This is a genomic window from Bacteroides sp. NGMCC 1.200775 (genome assembly GCF_040798045.1).
GTDB classification, from domain to species: Bacteria; Bacteroidota; Bacteroidia; order Bacteroidales; family Bacteroidaceae; genus Bacteroides; species Bacteroides hominis.
The window spans coordinates 120,807-140,629 of sequence record NZ_JASCQK010000009.1 but is presented as its reverse complement, the minus strand read 5'-3'; the positions used below and the strand labels follow the sequence as shown (position 1 = coordinate 140,629).

Annotated in this window: 15 protein-coding genes; all 15 read left to right on the top strand. The window is 41.8% G+C overall.

Translation table 11 applies throughout. The annotated features are described in order from the left end of the window. Positions 1-36: 36 nt before the first annotated feature. The 15 genes from recQ to QK890_RS18580 all read left to right on the top strand — a co-directional run bounded on the left by recQ (position 37) and on the right by QK890_RS18580 (position 19,822). Positions 37-2,217, top strand: a complete 2,181-nt coding sequence (gene recQ / locus QK890_RS18650; RefSeq protein ID WP_005811277.1) for a DNA helicase RecQ — start codon at positions 37-39, stop codon at positions 2,215-2,217. Positions 2,218-2,304: 87 nt separating this feature from the next. Beyond that, positions 2,305-3,780 carry an IMP dehydrogenase gene (gene guaB, locus QK890_RS18645; RefSeq protein ID WP_005811276.1) on the top strand — a complete coding sequence of 492 codons (1,476 nt, stop codon included), beginning with the start codon at positions 2,305-2,307 and terminating at the stop codon, positions 3,778-3,780. A 187-nt stretch (positions 3,781-3,967) separates the two neighbouring features. Further along, positions 3,968-5,521, top strand: a complete 1,554-nt coding sequence (locus tag QK890_RS18640) for a peptidylprolyl isomerase (protein WP_220576093.1) — start codon at positions 3,968-3,970, stop codon at positions 5,519-5,521. Positions 5,522-5,577: 56 nt separating this feature from the next. Then, on the top strand, positions 5,578-6,420 hold the full coding sequence (locus tag QK890_RS18635) for a peptidylprolyl isomerase (protein ID WP_005811274.1): 843 nt from the start codon (positions 5,578-5,580) through the stop codon (positions 6,418-6,420). A 9-nt stretch (positions 6,421-6,429) separates the two neighbouring features. Continuing rightward, complete coding sequence (locus tag QK890_RS18630; protein ID WP_005811273.1) at positions 6,430-7,800, top strand: peptidylprolyl isomerase; 1,371 nt, start codon at positions 6,430-6,432, stop codon at positions 7,798-7,800. 12 nt (positions 7,801-7,812) lie between these two features. Beyond that, a complete protein-coding gene (locus QK890_RS18625; protein WP_032541162.1) occupies positions 7,813-9,516 on the top strand; it encodes an OstA-like protein in 1,704 nt (567 codons plus the stop codon). Between the two features lie 2 nt (positions 9,517-9,518). Next, positions 9,519-9,815 carry a hypothetical protein gene (locus tag QK890_RS18620; protein WP_005782322.1) on the top strand — a complete coding sequence of 99 codons (297 nt, stop codon included), beginning with the start codon at positions 9,519-9,521 and terminating at the stop codon, positions 9,813-9,815. Positions 9,816-9,850: 35 nt separating this feature from the next. Further along, entirely contained in the window at positions 9,851-11,731 is a 1,881-nt protein-coding gene (gene mutL / locus QK890_RS18615) for a DNA mismatch repair endonuclease MutL (RefSeq protein ID WP_005782324.1), read from the top strand. 371 nt (positions 11,732-12,102) lie between these two features. Beyond that, entirely contained in the window at positions 12,103-13,329 is a 1,227-nt protein-coding gene (locus QK890_RS18610) for a 6-bladed beta-propeller (protein ID WP_032541163.1), read from the top strand. A 273-nt stretch (positions 13,330-13,602) separates the two neighbouring features. Further along, positions 13,603-14,832 (top strand): 6-bladed beta-propeller, encoded by a 1,230-nt coding sequence (locus QK890_RS18605; protein ID WP_032541164.1) that lies wholly within the window; start codon positions 13,603-13,605, stop codon positions 14,830-14,832. 21 nt (positions 14,833-14,853) lie between these two features. Next, positions 14,854-16,098, top strand: coding sequence for a 6-bladed beta-propeller (locus QK890_RS18600; protein WP_032541165.1), 1,245 nt, complete (start codon positions 14,854-14,856; stop codon positions 16,096-16,098). A gap of 102 nt (positions 16,099-16,200) precedes the next feature. Then, positions 16,201-17,409, top strand: a complete 1,209-nt coding sequence (locus QK890_RS18595) for a 6-bladed beta-propeller (protein ID WP_032541166.1) — start codon at positions 16,201-16,203, stop codon at positions 17,407-17,409. A 206-nt stretch (positions 17,410-17,615) separates the two neighbouring features. Beyond that, positions 17,616-18,566: a 6-bladed beta-propeller gene (locus tag QK890_RS18590; RefSeq protein ID WP_233481211.1), complete on the top strand. Its 951-nt coding sequence runs from the start codon at positions 17,616-17,618 to the stop codon at positions 18,564-18,566. Further along, positions 18,499-18,879: a hypothetical protein gene (locus tag QK890_RS18585; RefSeq protein ID WP_233481210.1), complete on the top strand. Its 381-nt coding sequence runs from the start codon at positions 18,499-18,501 to the stop codon at positions 18,877-18,879. The genes QK890_RS18590 and QK890_RS18585 overlap by 68 nt, the downstream gene beginning before the upstream one ends. Before the next feature lie 709 nt (positions 18,880-19,588). Further along, the gene (locus QK890_RS18580) at positions 19,589-19,822 is read left to right on the top strand and encodes a TIGR04149 family rSAM-modified RiPP (protein ID WP_005782335.1); all 234 of its coding nucleotides are present in this window, start codon (positions 19,589-19,591) and stop codon (positions 19,820-19,822) included. Position 19,823 lies beyond the last annotated feature (1 nt).

The following is a 19,823-nucleotide window of genomic DNA, read 5'->3' as shown; positions in this document are numbered from 1 at the left end:
TTAAACCATGAACTGAATAAAACAACCTATATTAAGATGGCAGGGAAGATTAATTTGACAGACCAACTGAAAAAGTATTTCGGATTTGATAATTTCAAGGGGAACCAGGAGCCGATCATCCAGAATTTGCTTGATGGTAATGATACCTTTGTGCTGATGCCTACCGGCGGTGGAAAATCTCTGTGCTATCAGTTGCCTTCTTTATTAATGGAAGGTACGGCCATTGTGATTTCTCCGCTGATCGCGCTGATGAAGAATCAGGTAGATGCGATGCGCAACTTCAGTGAAGAAGACGGTGTGGCTCATTTCATTAATTCTTCTTTGAACAAGGGTGCGATTGATCAGGTGAGGTCTGACATTCTTGCCGGAAAAACAAAACTGTTATACGTTGCTCCCGAGTCGTTGACGAAAGAAGAGAATGTGGAGTTTCTGCGGTCAGTAAAGATTTCATTCTATGCTGTCGACGAAGCACATTGTATTTCCGAATGGGGACACGACTTCCGCCCGGAATATCGCAGGATACGTCCGATTATTAATGAAATAGGAAAAGCACCTCTTATTGCGCTGACCGCAACGGCCACGCCGAAGGTGCAGCACGATATTCAGAAGAACTTGGGAATGGTGGATGCACACGTCTTCAAGTCTTCGTTCAACCGTCCGAATCTGTATTACGAGGTACGTCCTAAAACTCAGAATGTAGATAAGGACATCATAAAGTTCATCAAGAACAATCCGGAAAAATCGGGCATCATTTATTGCCTGAGCCGGAAGAAGGTAGAAGAGCTTGCTGAGATACTTCAAGCCAACGGGATCAATGCCCGTGCATATCATGCAGGTATGGATTCGGCAACGCGAACGCAGAATCAGGACAATTTCCTGATGGAAAAGATCGACGTAATTGTAGCTACTATCGCATTTGGAATGGGAATTGATAAGCCCGATGTGCGATACGTCATCCACTATGATATACCAAAGAGCCTGGAGGGGTATTACCAGGAAACAGGCCGCGCCGGAAGAGACGGCGGAGAAGGCCAGTGCATTACCTTTTATACAAACAAAGACTTGCAGAAACTCGAGAAGTTCATGCAAGGCAAACCTGTGGCAGAACAAGAAATTGGCAAGCAGCTTCTGTTGGAAACTGCTGCGTATGCTGAATCTTCCGTTTGCCGCCGTAAGACATTACTACATTATTTCGGCGAAGAGTACACGGAAGAAAATTGTGGAAATTGTGACAACTGTTTAAACCCTAAAAAACAAGTGGAGGCTCAAGAATTATTGTGTGCTGTGATCGAAACAATCATAGCGGTAAAAGAAAATTTTAAGGCAGATTATATTATTGATGTCCTGCAGGGACGCGAAACGTCTGAAGTTCAGGCACACTTACATGAAGATCTGGAAGTGTTCGGATCAGGAATGGGAGAAGAAGACAAAACCTGGAATGCCGTGATTCGTCAGGCGTTGATAGCCGGTTATCTGAGTAAGGATGTAGAAAACTACGGTTTGCTGAAAGTGACCGATGCAGGAAAGAAATTCCTTAAACATCCCAAGTCATTCAAGATTACCGAGGACAATGACTTTGAAGAAGTGGAAGAAGAAACACCGGCAAGAGGTGGAGGTTCGTGCGCAGTCGATCCGGTTCTTTATTCTATGCTGAAAGATCTCCGGAAAAAGTTATCGAAGAAACTGGAAGTGCCTCCTTACGTGATTTTCCAGGATCCCTCTCTTGAAGCGATGGCTACTATCTATCCTGTGACGCTCGAAGAACTTCAGAATATCCCGGGCGTAGGTGCCGGAAAAGCCAAACGTTACGGCGAAGAATTCTGCAAGCTGATTAAGAGACATTGCGAAGAGAATGAGATTGAACGTCCGGAGGACTTACGGGTACGCACTGTCGCCAACAAGTCGAAGATGAAAGTGGCCATTATTCAAGCCATCGACCGTAAAGTGGCTCTGGATGATATCGCGCTTTCCAAGGGCATTGAGTTCAGCGAATTGCTGGATGAAGTGGAAGCGATCGTTTATTCGGGTACTAAGTTGAATATCGACTACTTCCTGGATGAGATCATGGACGAAGATCACATGCTCGACATCTACGATTACTTCAAAGAGTCGACAACAGATAAGATTGACGACGCTCTTGATGAACTCGGGGACGAATTTACCGAAGAAGAAGTCCGTCTGGTTCGTATCAAGTTTATCTCCGAAATGGCTAATTAAAAAAGCGAAAAAAAACTTGCGTGTACTTATGCAGTCTTGAATAAAAACTGTATATTTGCACGCAATAATTTTTAAACGCATAGCCCTATGTCATTTATTGCCGATAAGATTGTAATGGATGGATTAACTTATGACGACGTATTGTTGATCCCCGCTTATTCTGAAGTTTTACCACGCACTGTCGATCTCTCGACAAAGTTTTCAAAAAACATTGAGTTAAAGATTCCGTTTGTAACTGCCGCCATGGACACGGTTACCGAAGCCAAGATGGCCATTGCCATTGCGCGCGAGGGGGGAATTGGCGTGATCCATAAGAATATGTCCATTAAGGAACAGGCTAAGCAGGTGGCTACTGTGAAGCGTGCTGAAAACGGTATGATTTACGATCCTGTGACTATTAAGCAAGGGTCTACCGTACGTGATGCTCTCGCCCTGATGTCCGAATACAAAATCGGCGGCATTCCGGTAGTGGATGACAATAGATATTTGGTTGGTATTGTAACGAATCGTGACCTTCGTTTCGAACGTAACATGGATAAACGTATCGACGAGGTGATGACAAAAGAAAATCTGGTTACCACCAATCAGTCTACCGATCTGGAAGCAGCTGCGCAAATTCTGCAACACCATAAGATTGAGAAGCTGCCGGTAGTCGATAAAGAAGGAAAACTGATCGGGCTGGTTACTTACAAAGATATTACAAAAGCCAAAGATAAACCTATGGCTTGCAAAGATTCGAAAGGCCGTCTGCGTGTAGCTGCCGGTGTAGGTGTGACTGCCGACACTTTCGACCGTATGCAGGCGTTGGTGGATGCCGGTGCGGATGCCATCGTGATCGATACGGCTCACGGACACTCAAAGGGAGTGATCGACACCTTGCGCGAAGCGAAAAAACGTTATCCCAATATTGATATTGTGGTTGGTAACATTGCTACGGGCGATGCAGCCAAGGCCTTGGTGGAAGCCGGGGCTGACGGTGTAAAAGTAGGTATCGGCCCGGGTTCCATTTGTACGACACGTGTGGTTGCCGGTGTAGGCGTACCGCAACTTTCGGCTGTTTATGATGTAGCCAAAGCCTTGAAAGGTACAGGTATCCCTTTGATTGCCGATGGCGGACTCCGCTATTCGGGTGATGTGGTGAAAGCTCTGGCTGCCGGAGGATACTGTGTGATGATCGGTTCATTGGTTGCCGGTACAGAAGAAAGTCCGGGCGAGACGATTATCTTCAATGGACGTAAGTTTAAGTCATACCGTGGTATGGGTTCTCTCGAAGCGATGGAAAATGGTTCGAAAGACCGCTATTTCCAAAGTGGCGAGATGGATGTGAAGAAGTTGGTTCCGGAAGGCATTGCTGCCCGTGTGCCTTATAAAGGAACTTTATATGAAGTGATTTATCAGCTGACCGGTGGTTTGCGTGCCGGTATGGGATATTGCGGTGCTCCTGATATCGAGAAACTGCATGATGCCAAGTTTACTCGCATCACCAATGCCGGAGTAATGGAAAGCCATCCGCACGATGTGACGATTACAAGCGAATCGCCTAATTACAGTCGTCCGGAATAACAGCCTGTTTATCGGGCGTTTGGCCGTTGCCGTCTGGTTGCTGTTCCACCACAGATTACATGGATTAACACAGAACTTTTTAATCTTCAATATCAATGAGATAAATTATCAATCTGTGTTAATCCGTGTCCTTTGTAGTGAACTCGATTTATTTTATTCCGATATGAATATCTCAACGTAGAATGGTATGAAGAAGATTCTGGTTGGTGCACTGACCTGTTTGTTTGGGTTTATTGCCGGCTATGCCCGGCAAGATCCTGTGTTGATGCGGATCAATGGACAAGACATTTCCCGCTCGGAGTTTGAGTCTTTCTATCATCGGAATAAGCCTTCGGGAGTATCCGGGAAAGAAGCCTTGAAGGTTTGTGTTGATCTCTTTGTCGATAAGAAGTTGAAACTGCACGCGGCACAGAGAGCGGGGTTGGATACTCTCTCTGCCTTTCGTGCGGAGATGGACAACTACCATCGTTCATTATCTAAATCCTATCTTACAGATTCGTCTGCAGAGGAAGCCTGTGCCAGAAAGCTTTACGATCAGATGAAGAGCCGCTCCATAGCCGGCGAGGTCCGGGTTATGCATATTTTCCGTTATCTTCCCCAGACGGCCCTGCCCCATCATTTGCGGGAGGCGCAGGCTTTAATGGATTCTCTTTACAATGTATTGAAGACAAATCCCGATGCCGATTTCAAGACTCTGGTAGACCAATATTCTGATGATAAGGCAGAATCCTGGATCAGTTGGTTGCAGACACCACAGGAATTTGAGGAGGTCGCTTTCTCTTTGAAGGATGGCGAATATTCCCAGCCGTTTTTTACTCCTAAAGGACTTCATATCGTCAAAGTAACGGGCAGACGCGAACTCCCTCCATTTGAACAGATACGGGACAGACTAATCCGTAAACTGTCCCATCGTCCGGGTGCGGATAAAGGAACCGAAATCCTGGTAAACAAACTGAAGGAGAGCTATCGGTATACTCCGGACAAAGCGGCGATGGAAGAGTTGCTTTCTCAAGGCAAGACCTCCCGTACTCTTTTTACGCTGGACGGTAAAAACTTTACAGGGAAGGACTTTGAGCGGTTTGCCGCTGCCCATCCCATGGGGACAAAGAGGCAGTTGGATGCTTTTGTGGTAAAATCAATTCTCGATTATGAGAACAGTCGCCTTGAGCAGAAACATCCTGAGTTCCGCAGGACACTGCAAGAACATCGTGATCATTTGCTGCTGGCCGCTATTACCCGCCGGGAAACCCATCAGGTCAGCCTGGCAGATTCTGTTGCACTGAAGAACTTCTTCAAGGAGCACCGGACCGATTACAACTGGGATTCACCCCGCTACAGAGGTGCGGTGTTGCACGGAACCCATAAGAAAACGCTGAAGAGCGCCCGTAAATTTCTGAAAAAACTTCCGGAAGAAGAGTGGAAAGATGCCATTCGCCTGACATTTAATACCTCTGCTTCACCGGCTGTCATCCGGATAGAACAAGGGACCTTTGCCGAAGGTGACAATGTTTTTGTCGATAAGTTAGTGTTTAAAAAAGGAGACTTCGAACCATTAAAGTCCTATCCTTTTACCGTTGTTTTGGGTGAGAAAAAGAAAGGTCCGGAGTCCTACAAAGAGATTGTTTCCCGTTTGATCGAAGATTATCAGAATCATCTGGATGCACTTTGGGCAGAGCGTCTCAGGGCTTCCGCTAAGGTTGAAATTAACCAAGAGGTTTTAAAAACGGTTAATAATCACTGAAGCAACGAATTATTGTATTATCTTCGTACCTTAAATTAAGTATAATTCAGTTGACAATGCGAAAAACGGGCCTTCTGCTAATCTCTCTCCTTTTCTGTGTGTCGTGTACTGACAAGCATGATCACAAAGGACAGACTCCTTTGGTAGAGGTCGATGGAAACTTTTTGTACAAAGAGGACCTTCAGGCCGTGTTCCCCGCTGGTTTGTCGAAAGATGACAGTCTTCTTTTCGCCGAGCACTACATTCGTAGCTGGGTTGAAGACGTTTTGTTGTTTAACCAGGCGCAAAGCAATATCCCTGACAACGGCGAAATCGATAAGTTGGTCGCAAATTACCGGAAAGCATTGATCATGCATACTTATCAACAAGAACTAATCAGCCAGAAATTGTCGGGCGAGATCCCCGAACAGGAAATAGCAGACTATTACGAAAAGAACAAAGAACTGTTTAAACTGGACCGTCCGTTGATGAAAGGTCTGTTTATCAAGGTTCCCCTTACCGCTCCCCAACTGGGAAATGTCCGTAAGTGGTATAAGACGGAGACTCAGGATGCCGTTGAGCATTTGGAGAAGTATAGTTTGCAGAATGCTGTGAAGTATGAGTATTTTTATGATAAATGGGTGCGGGTGGCCGATGTACTTGATATGATCCCGTTGAAAGCGGAATCCCCGGAAGCCTATATGGATAAGAACCGTCATATCGAACTGAAAGATACGGCATTCTACTATTTTCTGAATATCAGCGATTTTCGTGTGGCAGGCGAACAGGAACCTTACGAGTTTGCCCAACCGAAAGTTAAAGATATGCTTGTCAATATCAAGCGGGTTGATTTTATGAAACAAGTAAAGGACGACTTGTACGAACGTGCAGTAAAAAGAAAGAAGATTATAAATTATTAAATACACAGAATGAAGAAGTTTGTGAACTTTAAATTTGTTGTTATGTTTGCCCTGGCACTGGTTGCTAACGTGGCATCCTATGCGCAGGACAATGTGATTGACGAAGTGGTTTGGGTCGTTGGTGACGAAGCCATCCTGAAGTCCGATGTGGAAGAAGCACGACTGGCCGCTTTGTATGAGGGGCGTAAGTTTGATGGTGATCCTTATTGTGTGATTCCCGAAGAGTTGGCGGTACAGAAACTTTATATGCACCAGGCTGTGCTCGATAGTATCGAAGTTCCTGAATCGGAAGTGATACAGCGTGTCGATTATCAGATCAATAACTATATTCAGGCTTTGGGTAGCAGAGAAAGGATGGAAGCTGAGTTTAACAAGACTTCTACGCAGATCCGCGAAGCCATGCGCGAGAATGCCCGTGACGGATTGATTGTACAGAGAATGCAGCAGAAGCTGGTAGGTGATATCAAAGTGACTCCGGCCGAAGTGCGCCGCTACTTTAAGGATCTTCCTCAGGACAGTATCCCTTATGTCCCTACTCAGGTAGAGGTGCAGATCATCACACAGCAACCTAAAGTGCCCATCTCTGAAATAGAGGATGTGAAAAGACGCTTGCGTGAATATACCGACCGTATCAATAAAGGCGAAAGTGATTTTTCTACGCTTGCCCTGTTGTATTCCGAGGACCGCGGTTCTGCCATCAAAGGTGGTGAAACCGGTTTTATGGGTAAAGGTCAGATGGTGCCCGAATACGCTAATGTCGCTTTCAACTTGCAGGACACCAAGAAGATATCTAAGATCGTAGAGTCCGAGTATGGTTTCCATATCATCCAGTTGATCGAGAAACGTGGCGACCGTATCAATACCCGTCATATCCTGTTGAAGCCCAAAGTATCGGATAAGGAGTTGAATGAAGCCAATGCACGTCTTGACTCCATTGCCAACGATATTCGTAGCGATAAGTTTACATTCGATCAGGCAGCCGCTGCTTTGTCTCAGGATAAAGACACACGCAACAATCACGGTCTGATGCAGAATCCGATGAATCAGACTGCTAAATTCGAGATGCAGGATTTGCCGCAGGAGATAGCTAAAGTGGTAGATAAGATGAATATCGGTGAGATCTCCAAAGCCTTCACTATGGTCAACCCCAAAGATGGTAAGGAAGTTTGTGCTATTGTTAAGCTGAAGGCACGCATCAATGGACACAAGGCCACTATCACCGATGACTACCAGAACCTGAAAGAGATTGTGCTCGACAAACGTCGTGAAGAGGCGTTGCAAAAATGGATTGTTGAAAAACAAAAACATACGTATGTGCGTATTAATCCGGCATGGCAGCGTTGTGACTTTAAATATCCGGGCTGGATTAAAAAAGACTGATCCTGATTTGATATGTTTAGATTAAACAAAGAACATAAATTCCACGGCAGGCATAGATTTCTCTTAGCGGGTATTCTATGCCTGTTTGCCGTATGTTTTCTGGTGGCCCAGGACAAGAAACCGCAGCACGACAAGAAGCCACAACAGGAGAAGAAGGCTGAACCGGAAAAGCCAACGGGAAATAAAAAGACCCGTGTCGACTTGCTCCATGCCGATCAGGGACAAGCTGATAAACTGGCCCGCCCTGATGTACAGGTGTTGATTGGCTCGGTCAAGTTGCGTCACGACAGCATGTACATGTATTGTGACAGTGCCTTGATTTACGAAAAAACGAATTCATTCGAAGCATTCAGCAATGTGCGTATGGAGCAGGGAGATACTCTTTTCATCTATGGTGACTATTTGTTTTATGACGGCATGACTCAGATAGCGCAACTGCGTGAGAATGTGAAAATGATCAACCGGAATACTACCTTGTTGACAGACAGCCTGAATTATGACCGTTTGTACAATTTGGGTTACTATTTTGATGGGGGTACGTTGATGGATGAAGAAAATGTGTTGACTTCCGACTGGGGTGAGTACAGTCCTGCCACTAAACTTTCTGTTTTCAACCATGATGTCAAGCTCGTGAATCCCCGTTTCGTGCTTACTTCCGACACCCTGAAGTATAGTACGAATACTAAGATTGCCACCATTCTGGGACCCTCCAATATTGTCAGCGATCAGAACCATATCTATTCCGAGCGGGGCATTTACAATACCGTTTCCGGACAAGCCGAACTGCTCGACCGTTCGGTTTTGACCAATGAAGGTAAGAAGTTGACCGGTGACAGCCTTTTCTATGACCGTAAAGCGGGTTATGGTGAGGCGTTCGATAATGTCCAGATGAACGACACTGTCAATAAGAACATGCTTACCGGTGATTATTGTTATTATGACGAGTTGAAGCAGAATGCTCTTGCCACCAAGCGAGCTGTTGCCGTGGATTATTCACGGGGTGACAGCCTCTTTATGCATGCCGATACGTTACTGATGAATAGCTATAATCTCGACACCGACTCCCTTTTCCGTGAGATGCGCGCTTTTCATAAGGTACGTATGTACAGCGCTGATCTGCAAGGCGTTTGCGATTCTTTGGTCTTTAATACGAAAGACTCTTGCCTTACCATGTATCGCGATCCTATTATTTGGAACGAAGGGCAACAACTGCTGGGAGAAGAGGTTAAGGTATATATGAACGACAGTACGATTGATTGGGCTCATATCATCAATCAGGCGCTCACGGTGGAACAGAAAGACTCCATTCATTTTAATCAGATCTCAGGAAAAGAGATCAAAGCCTACTTTGCCGAGGGTGAGGCACGCAAAATAGATGTGATAGGGAATGTACTATTAATTTATTATCCCGAGGAAAAGGACAGTACGATGATTGGTATGAATACCTCTGAAACAAGTTTGCTTAATTTGTTTCTTAGAGATAGAAAAATGAAAAAAATGGTTATGAGTCCTCAGTCTAATTGCGTGCTTTATCCAATGGATCAGATTCCGCCCGACAAAATGAAATTGCCCACTTTCAGTTGGTTTGATTATGTCCGTCCCTTGAATAAGGAAGACATTTTCAACTGGAGAGGGAAAAAGGCAGGTGAGGCTTTACGTAAAACAGAGCGCAAGGTCATCAGTGGTCCTAAACGTGAAATAATTAATATGAAATAGCTATGGGAATGTTCAATGTACGAAAGCCGCGTGGATTCAATCATCAATATATCTATGTGGACGAGCGGAAAGAAAAATTGACGAAAATGGAAGAAGATGCCAAGCGTGATTTGGGAATGTTACCCGAAAAAGAATTTTCTCCGGAAGATATTCGCGGAAAGTTCATCGAAGGCACCACACATCTGAAGCGTCGTAAGGAGAGTGGGCGTAAGCCTGCTCATTTGGGTGTCATTCTGGCTATCATTGCCCTGCTTATTTTTCTATGGCATTATTTGCAGACCGGTAGCTGGTCTTTCTAAGTCCTATAAATTAATCAGTCAAAGCTAAATCTATTATGAGCGATATCATTCATTTATTACCCGATTCGGTTGCCAACCAGATAGCTGCCGGAGAGGTGATACAACGTCCGGCATCTGTCATCAAAGAGTTAGTCGAGAATGCCATCGATGCTGAGGCACAAAATATTCATGTATTGGTTACCGATGCAGGCAAGACCTGTATACAGGTGATTGATGACGGTAAGGGAATGTCCGAAACCGATGCACGCCTCTCTTTCGAGCGGCATGCCACCTCAAAGATCCGCGAGGCATCCGATCTGTTTGCTCTTCGCACGATGGGCTTTCGTGGTGAAGCGCTGGCTTCCATTGCCGCCGTTGCTCAGGTAGAGCTGAAGACTCGTCCCGAATCCGAAGAGTTAGGGACCAGGATTATCATTGCGGGCTCCAAAGTGGAGAGTCAGGAAGCAGTGTCTTGTCCCAAAGGAAGCAACTTTTCCATTAAGAACCTTTTTTTCAATATTCCTGCCCGGCGTAAGTTCCTGAAGGCCAACTCTACCGAGTTGAGTAATATTCTGGCCGAATTTGAACGTATTGCCCTGGTACATCCTGAGGTTGCTTTCTCACTGTATAGCAATGACTCCGAACTGTTCAATCTTCCCGCCTGCCATTTGCGGCAACGTATTCTTTCTATTTTTGGTAAGAAGCTCAATCAGCAATTGCTCAGTGTGGAAGTGAACACTACGATGGTGAAGGTTTCAGGTTATGTGGCCAAGCCCGAAACAGCCCGTAAGAAAGGTGCCCATCAGTATTTCTTTGTGAATGGCCGTTACATGCGTCATCCTTACTTCCATAAAGCGGTGATGGATGCTTACGAACAGTTGATTCCCGCAGGCGAACAGATTTCTTATTTCATCTATTTTGAAGTCGATCCTGCCAACATCGATGTCAATATCCATCCTACCAAAACAGAGATCAAATTTGAGAACGAACAGGCTATCTGGCAGATTCTTTCTGCCTCGGTAAAAGAGTCGTTGGGCAAGTTCAATGCCGTCCCTTCTATCGATTTCGATACGGAAGACATGCCTGATATCCCTGCATTTGAACAGAACTTGCCTCCTGCGCCGCCTAAGGTGCATTTCAATTCCGATTTCAATCCATTCAAACCTTCGGTGCCCTCTTCCGGCGGTGGCAATTACTCCCGTCCGAAAGTGGACTGGGAAGATTTGTACGGTGGTCTTGAGAAAGCCAGTAAGATGAATCAGCCTTTCGCCGAACCCGATCCCGAACCGGAAGAATTTGCGGTAATTGAAGAGGAAAGTATTGTTACAGCCGCTCCTGCAACTCTTTATGCCGGTGAGTCGGCCATAATGGAGAAGGGGACCCAGCACTTGCAGTTCAAGGGACGTTTCATTCTTACTTCTGTAAAGTCCGGATTGATGCTGATCGATCAGCACCGGGCCCATGTTCGGGTGCTCTTTGACCGTTATCGTGCCCAGATTCAGCAGAAGCAGGGATTCTCACAAGGCGTTCTCTTCCCCGAAATTCTGCAACTTCCGGCTTCTGAGGCAGCCGTATTGCAAGACATTATGGACGATTTATCTGCGGTAGGTTTCGATCTCAGCGATCTTGGTGGAGGCAGTTATGCCATTAACGGAGTACCTTCAGGCATCGACGGACTGAATCCGGTCGATTTGGTGCGCAGCATGTTGCATACCGCTATGGAGAAAGGCAACGATGTCAAAGAAGAAATTCAGGATATCCTTGCGTTGACCCTTGCCCGCGCGGCTGCCATTGTCTATGGGCAGGTGCTGAGTAATGAAGAGATGGTCAGTTTGGTCGATAATCTGTTTGCCTGTCCTTCGCCCAACTATACGCCGGATGGTCGTGTGGTGTTGACTACCATAAAAGAAGAAGAGATCGATAAACTTTTCCGGTGATCATCATTCTTCTGTACTTATCAGAGTAAGTATTACGTCGACTCCACTCTGTCTCACACGATCGACAGATTTTATCTGTTTATTACATCTCTTTCCTAATAGATTAATAACCAGCAGAATATGCTATTAATATCCTCCCTGTACGAAGTTAACTTTAACATTGTGTTAAAGTTAACTTCGTACAGGGAGGATATTAACTTCGTACATCCGGGAAGTTAAGAACCTGTTCGCACCCTATTCATCACCTGAAAATCTTGTTAATAGTGTTAATAAACATGTTCCTAAAAGAATAACACTCTACGAATAGTTCGTATATTTCAGCATGCTTTTTAGAACAGTATGTTTTTGTTTTAAACTAAAATCTATTTTATATGAAGGCAAGATATTTTTTTTATCCGTTTCTCTTTCTTTTTTCGGTTGCAATGTTTGCTTCCTGCTCTTTATCTGTACCCAAAGAGAGGGATATAATAGAAGATTCCGCCTTTCGTTCTGTTGATTTGCGTATAATAGAGAAGACAAAAGGGACAGTGATGTCTTTGGGTGATTTAATGGAATCATACGAAATCATTAGATTGGACAATAGGGATGAGGCGCTTATTAAAACCTATCCATATGGTGTATATGTGACGGATAATTATATCTTGTTGCGACCTGCTGACGTTGTATCTCCTGTTAAGCTATTTACGCGCAAGGGACGATATGTGGCTGATATTGGCGGAGTAGGTCAAGGTCCGGGAGAGTATTTATATTTATTTTCATGGTTGGTGGATGAGAAAGAAAACCGTATTTATTTGGGTCCGGGAAGAACCGACAAGGTGCTTGTCTATGATTTAAAGGGGAATTATCTGCCGGATGAGGTTATTCGTTTCGGGGAAATAGTACATAAGTCTCAGATATGGGTGGACTATGATAAAAAAAACGTAGTTGTGGTTACTTTACCCTTTTCTGCTAATGTGAACTCGAACTTTGCAATTAGTAAGAATGTGTGCTGGGTGCAAAATAGGGAGGATGATATCGTGCATCGGATTCCTGTAAATCATTACGGTTTAATTGGAGATTACAGTAATGCTTTAGTGGCACGTCGGAATGTGGATGCGATTTCTTTTTCTATTTCTGAAGTACCCATGTTGCGTACTCGTCCTGATACTTTGTATCACTATGATGCGGTAAAGAATATAATAACTCCATGCTTTACAATAGATCATGTTGTTTCTGAAAATCAAAGTGCTTGCACTGTTTTATATGAAACTTCAAGGAGTTATTGGGCGCAAGTCACTTTATATCCTAATAATCTTTCCTCAAGTGTTTCTTCTGTTCGTTTACCAGCCTTTAATGTTTGCGTTTCGAAAAAAGATGGCAATGTACGGCGCATTGATCGCTTTACTGATCCTCTTTTAGGTTTATCTCATCTTTTTTTGATGATGAATAATGGATATATTTGTATCTCTTATGATCCTCTTGAACTGATGGATGCTTTAGATAAAGTTCTTACCCAAACAGATTTGGAGTCTGACGTACGTAAACGGGCCACCGATTTACGAAATAGTCTGCACGAGAATGATAATGACATTCTTATCATTGGAAAACTGAAACAATAACTATAAGTAATTTATAAATTTCGATTGTATCTCTAAATGCTATCAGGCGAACCACTGAAGGTTCTCAAGTATATGTGATATTGATAGATCGTGCAAAATGTCCACGAGGATGATAATCCAATTATTGCCATTTACAAATTGAAAGACTGAAGAATTTTGAAGGAGATGCTTTTTAACATATCCTTAATAGAATAACATTCTACGAATAATTCGTATCTTGTAGTATGCTTTGTGAAAAGTAGTTTTTTACTTTCAGCCAAAATCTATTTTTATATGAAGACAAGATACCTTTTATATCCGCTTCTCTTTCTTTTTTCGGTTGCAATGTTTGCTTCCTGCTCTTCATCTGTATCCAAAGAGGGGGATATAATAAAAGATTCTACTTTCCGTTCTGTCGATTTGCACATGGTGGAGAAAGCAGAAGGGACAGTGATGTCTTTGAGTGATTTAGTGGAGTCATATGAAGTCATTAAATTAGAGAATAGGGATGAGGCTCTTGTTAAAACTTATCCATTTGGGATCTTTGTGACAGATAATTATATCTTGCTGAATCCAGACGCTATATCTCCTATTAAGTTGTTTACGCGTAAAGGTCAATACGTGGCGGATATTGGTGGTATAGGACAGGGTCCTGGAGAGTACAAAACGATACATTCCTGTATGATAGATGAAAAGCAAAAACGTATTTACTTAGGTGCAGGAAGAGCAAATAAAATACTTACTTATGACCTGAAGGGGAATTATCTGTCAGATGAAGCTATCCATTTCAAGGAAATAGTACATAAGCCTTGTATTTGGATGGACCATGATAAAAAGCATGTAACTGTAGTGGGTTTGCCATTTTCTGAGAATGAGAACTCCAATTTTGCAATTAGTAACAATGTGTGCTGGGTGCAAAATAGGGAGGGTGATATCGTGCATCGGATTCCTGTAAATCATTACGGTTTAATTGGAGATTACAGTAATGGCTTAGTGGCATGTCGGAATGTGGATGCGATTTCTTTTTCAATATTTGAAGATCCGGGGTTACGTACTCGTCCTGATACCTTGTATCATTATGATACTAAAAGGAATATAATAATACCTTGTTTTACATTAGATTATGTTGTTGCTGCAAATCGAAGAGTTGCGACTATTTTATATGAAATACCCCAAAGCTATTGGGCACGTGTTACATTATATCCTAATAATACTTCTTCAAGTGCTTCTCCCGTCCGTCTGACTACATTTAATGTTTGCGTTTCGAAAAAAGATGGCAATGTACGGCGCATTGATCGCTTTACTGATCCTCTTTTAGGTTTATCTTATCCTTATTTGGTAATGCAGAACGGTTATGTCTGTATCTCTTACGAACCTCTTGGACTGATGGATGCTTTAGATAAAGTTCTTGCCCAAACTGATTTAAAGCCTGAAATACGTAAACGAGTCACTAATCTAAGAAATAGTTTACACGAAAATGATAATGACATTCTTATGATTGGGAAACTTAAATCCAACTATTAGTAACCTATAAATTATCGTCCTATGAAGTTAGATTGTATCGCATTGTTTTTGGTATTGTTTTTTCTTGCTGCTTGTGGCAGCAAGCCTTCTTCTCCAGATATGGTGGATGATAACGCTTTATCGGCTGAGGAAACCTTTAAAGACATTGATCTTGCTAACAACCTGAAAGATTGTGGCAAGCCTTTACTGCTGAGTGACATCGTGAAAGATGTAGAGTATGTGAAGCTGGAAACGCAGAATAATATATTAGTCGGTGATATAAAGCAGCTAAAGCGGACGGAGAAGTTTGTCTTTATTTATTCAAGAAATCAGAATCATGTCATGATGTTTGATACTTCGGGAAAGTTTATCCGTAAAATCGGTCGTGTAGGTCAGGGCCCCGGAGAGATAGCTAATATTGACTTTTTCACAGTCAGTGACAGTTTGGTATTTATTTATCCGTTCAGCCGTAATGGTAGCCTGACAGTCTATGATATGCGGGATAACAGCTTCGTCAAGGAAATTCCTTTAAAATGGCCTGTTTTTTTTAGTAGGGCCATCGATGTAGTGGGAGATTGTTTGGTTTATTATCCCGGTACTGTTTATTCGCCTGATAATAGTAAGACATTCATAAGCGCTTGTGTTGCGAATGGAAAAGGGGAGACATTGATGGAGCAAATCCCTTACTTATCTTCTGGTGATAAGGAAATAGTACAATTATCTTCTGATCCATCTTGGCTCTATCGTGGAAGAAGTAACGTTTATTCGTTTATTAATGATACGATCTACGGCATTACTTGCGATTCTATTTTTCCCCGTTACCATCTTTCTCTTGGAAAATATAAATTGCCTTCCGGAAGATATGATCCTACTCGTGATTATGGTTGGGGAGATTTTGTTCTAATGAAAAGTGTTTATGAAACTAAAGAATGTCTTCTTTTTAGCTTTTGGTTTAATAAAAAGATGTGGTTCAGCCGATACGATAAAAAAACGGAGAAGATCGATTCTTGGGAGCAAACTCCTTTTAAAGCTGTCCATTGGTACATACTTGATGCACAGGGAATAACGAATGATGTTGACGGTTCTCAATCGTTCAAAGACTTCTATAATGTAGGCGAAAACTGTCTTTACTTCGCAATCACACCGGACAATTTGGATCAGGTGAGGCGCAACATCGCTGAAGCTAAGGTCAAGTTCCCTGAGAAGCAGGCCGAATTATTGAAGCTTCTTGATGAAATGGGAGAGGATGACAATCCGATTATTGCTTTCTATAAATTGAAAGACTGAAACGGAATATATTTTAGACGAAAGATCTGGTATAACGGTATGTAACCTGAGATTCTTTGGATGTAATCAGTAAGTATAATAATACTTGTAAAATTTAGGTTTATGGATAAAATCTATTTATGGCTTCTGCTTCTCATTTCATGTAGTTGCTCTCATACTAAAGAAAAGGTTTCTAATGACATGGATTCCTCTTTGTGTGTCATAGATGTTACTTGTGAATATCCTGTTGAGAAAGTGAATATACATGATGTTGCCGATGTAGAGTATGTTCCTTTAGAAACGACACGAAATTCACTGCTTGCGTCGGATTGTTCCGCTTTTCGGATTTCAGATGATTATATAACTGTCGCAAGTGGTGTTGATAATGGCAATATCTTTTTCTTTAATAGAAAAGGGAGGTACTTGTGGACTTTTAACCGGCGAGGAGGATCTGCTGAAGAGTACAGTTCTATAACCGCATGGGATGCCGATTTTGGCATGCAAGAAATATACATCTATGATTCGTTCAGGAAAAAGATATATATTTATTCTTTTGATGGACGGTATAAACGTAGCCATGCTTTGCCTATGAAGGATTGCACATTTATCGATCTGTATAATTATGATAAGGATTATCTGATAGGTTATAATCGGTTTTATGACTTTCGCAAAAAGAAAAAGGTGGATACGCATCCTTACTATCTGATCGATAAACAGAGCGGAGAGATGTCTTCCATCGGGATTGCTGTGGATAAACCTATCAGTGAGAAGGTGCATACAGAGATCGTCAAGTTTCCCGGAGGTGCTTATAGAGATCAGGTCCTTTTTCTCATAACCCCGTTGATAAAAAATGGAGATGCTTTCTTGATTGCCGACTATGCTTTGGATACTATTTACAGCTATCGTCATCACAAGCTGGTTCCTATCGCCGTGCAGACTCCTTCGGTATATGCGTCAGATTCACCGGTCATTGTCGCTTGTGAATTATACACCGATTCATACTTGTATTTTAGAATAATTCCGATGTATTATAATCCTTCTGCTCCCATGTCTCCTATGGCGGATGCTCCTGAGCTTGTGTTAAACAGGCATACAGGCAAGATTGCGGAATGGAGAATGTATGATTCTAATTATTCCTCCGATATAGAAAGGCCTGTGCCGACTATGATGCTTCAGTCTGCTGATAGAGAAAATTATGGTATAAGTATGTTTGGGGCGGAAAGGCTTATTGAGCAATATCAAGCGGGCGGGTTGAAGGGGGAGCTGAAGGATATTGCATCCCGATTGAGTATAGATGACAATGATATATTGATGATCTGTAAATATAAATAAGTAAAATCAATGCAAAGTTAGAGAATATGGTTTGGCCATTATGATAAAGAAAGGCTAAAATCGATTCTTGACAGATAAGGATTTTACACCTTGGAAGAAATTTCTTTTATAAAGATGCAGAATGTACTGTTTGGGGCGTTCATGTTTTGAAGGATTAGATTACGATGTTGATTAGTGATTTTTCATAAACGATATGAATTAATGATATGCATAAGTCTTTGAGTTGTATATTAGGTCTGTTTTGTATCTTTATTGCTTGCCAGAGCAGGAAGAACAATGATCAATCATCTGTTGCCAGTGATACGCAGTTCCACGTAGAGGCCTTTCGTGAAATCAATTTAGCTGATCATCTTTCCGACTGTGGTGAAGAGCTGTCGATGAGTCTGTTTATGGAGGATGTGGAATATATTAAACCTGAAACAACCGATCAATCGCTGATAGGCTATATTTCTAAAATACAATTAACTCCTCACTTCCTTTTTGTAAAGAGTGATGGAGAGAATTCTTTAATAAAAATGTTTAGTAGAGATGGAACTTATATTCGTTCACTCGGAAAGTTGGGACAAGGGCCGGGAGAAACAAATACAATACTTGGTTTTTCAGCTACGGATAGTCTTGTATATGTAAAAGCTGCTTATCGTAGTGGTTTTTTTGTATATCGGGTACATGATAATCAATTTATTCAAAAGATAGTTCCGTCCAAAGATTTTGAGGCATTGATGAGTGCATCTGCTGATTTTGATCTTTTGAATAATAACATTGTTTGTTATCCTGGTTTTATACCGGAAGGTCAACTCTTTCCTCAATATGTTTCTACTGTTTGTATTGTAGGAGCTGATGGTACTGTTGTGACAAATCAAAGCCCTTATCTCGGATCGAGTTTTTATACGAATTGTCCTCAGTTTGTGATGATTGATAGACCACGGCATTGGTTTTATGATAATTCCTATAATGCTTATTCTGTAATTAACGATACAATCTATGGAGTAAGTCTGGACTCCATCTTTCCCCGTTATCATTTAAATTTGGGACGGTATAAGTTACCTGTTTCCGAGTATCAAATAAGTCGGCAAAGCAGGCGAGAAAACTATGGCTATCGCAGAGACCAAAGATTTTTTGTTGCTTACTTATGTTTATGGAAAAAGGTGGTGGTATAGTTTCTTCAATAAGCAAACGGGAGATGTGAAGAGTTGGAGCCAATCTTCTGATAAGATAGGTGGTTGGTTTGCACTATATACTCCCGGGATAACAAATGACATAGACGGTGGTGTTAATATGGGCGGATTCCGCTATATTGATGATCGACATGTTTATTCGATTATTGATGTAGTTCAGGTAGATAAACTGAAGGCAACGATAAAAGATGCCAAAGTTAAATTCCCGGAGAAGAAAGTCGAATTAATGCGTCTTCTTGATGAAATGGGAGAAGATGACAATCCGATTATTGCCATTTACAAGTTAAAAAATTGAAGGGGAGCTATGATGGGCTGGTCTGGCAAAAGACTACTTAATTATGAGATAGCAGTAAATAGGCATGTATTGCGAATAAATACATCAGATTAAGCACCTTTCTTAGTTGTTAAATTGGCGAGTATCTCTTTTATGTCCTGTTTGCGAATTTATTAGAATATAGAGTTTTTTAAAACTCTATTATATTAAAAATCAGTTAGTTTACTCTATTTGTTTTGGGCGATTAGAAGAGCTGTTTTAACACACTGTTAAAGCAAGTCTTTTGATGATAAGGAACAGCTCTTTTAAATGCAAAAGACTTGTTCTTTGCATCCGAGAATAGAATGCTCTAAAAAATAGCATTAACAATGTTAATTGGGATGACAGTCTGGGACTATATGAAATCTGTTTGTTTGATTATTACTGATGGCTGTTTTCTATTCTTTTCTGGAAAGCGTTTAAATATGCCTTATTGTGCTATTTTAACTTTTGGCTTTGCTTTTAATGACATGTATGATATTAATGACTTTTATTTAGTCGATATTTGTAATATATCTTTGAGAACGAAAATATATACATTAGATTTCTGAATAACTATACTTTTTTGTGTTAAAACATAGAATTAAATATCATCTTTATGAGTATTGAAAGGGTCTATTATGGTATGAAACGATATAGAAGCGGAATCTGAAAAGCTAAAAGAGTAAGAGTAATTTTGTATTGTTTACTTATGAAAAAATTAAAGAAATTAACATTGAAGAAAGAAACGATCGCGAAATTGGATCAACAAAATCTATCTGATTTAAAAGGAGGATATACGACTTCAACCGTATGTGGTAATCCAACTACTGAAACAGTTGCTTGCCTTACACGAGGAAATTGTGATATTCCAACTATTGGTCATGATGATGGTCCAAATTGTCTAAGTAAGAGTGATTCTTGGTGTTGGTGTTATGGTATTTAAT

Excerpts from the sequence above, each read along its gene's own strand:
- QK890_RS18605 (WP_032541164.1), top strand. The coding sequence starts at position 13,603 with ATGAAGACAAGATACCTTTTATATCCGCTTCTCTTTCTTTTTTCGGTT.
- QK890_RS18585 (WP_233481210.1), top strand. The coding sequence starts at position 18,499 with ATGGCTATCGCAGAGACCAAAGATTTTTTGTTGCTTACTTATGTTTAT.
- guaB (WP_005811276.1), top strand. The coding sequence starts at position 2,305 with ATGTCATTTATTGCCGATAAGATTGTAATGGATGGATTAACTTATGAC.
- QK890_RS18610 (WP_032541163.1), top strand. The coding sequence starts at position 12,103 with ATGAAGGCAAGATATTTTTTTTATCCGTTTCTCTTTCTTTTTTCGGTT.
- QK890_RS18640 (WP_220576093.1), top strand. The coding sequence starts at position 3,968 with ATGAAGAAGATTCTGGTTGGTGCACTGACCTGTTTGTTTGGGTTTATT.
- QK890_RS18580 (WP_005782335.1), top strand. The coding sequence starts at position 19,589 with ATGAAAAAATTAAAGAAATTAACATTGAAGAAAGAAACGATCGCGAAA.
- QK890_RS18595 (WP_032541166.1), top strand. The coding sequence starts at position 16,201 with ATGGATAAAATCTATTTATGGCTTCTGCTTCTCATTTCATGTAGTTGC.
- QK890_RS18625 (WP_032541162.1), top strand. The coding sequence starts at position 7,813 with ATGTTTAGATTAAACAAAGAACATAAATTCCACGGCAGGCATAGATTT.
- QK890_RS18600 (WP_032541165.1), top strand. The coding sequence starts at position 14,854 with ATGAAGTTAGATTGTATCGCATTGTTTTTGGTATTGTTTTTTCTTGCT.
- QK890_RS18630 (WP_005811273.1), top strand. The coding sequence starts at position 6,430 with ATGAAGAAGTTTGTGAACTTTAAATTTGTTGTTATGTTTGCCCTGGCA.
- QK890_RS18635 (WP_005811274.1), top strand. The coding sequence starts at position 5,578 with ATGCGAAAAACGGGCCTTCTGCTAATCTCTCTCCTTTTCTGTGTGTCG.
- mutL (WP_005782324.1), top strand. The coding sequence starts at position 9,851 with ATGAGCGATATCATTCATTTATTACCCGATTCGGTTGCCAACCAGATA.
- recQ (WP_005811277.1), top strand. The coding sequence starts at position 37 with ATGGCAGGGAAGATTAATTTGACAGACCAACTGAAAAAGTATTTCGGA.
- QK890_RS18590 (WP_233481211.1), top strand. The coding sequence starts at position 17,616 with ATGCATAAGTCTTTGAGTTGTATATTAGGTCTGTTTTGTATCTTTATT.
- QK890_RS18620 (WP_005782322.1), top strand. The coding sequence starts at position 9,519 with ATGGGAATGTTCAATGTACGAAAGCCGCGTGGATTCAATCATCAATAT.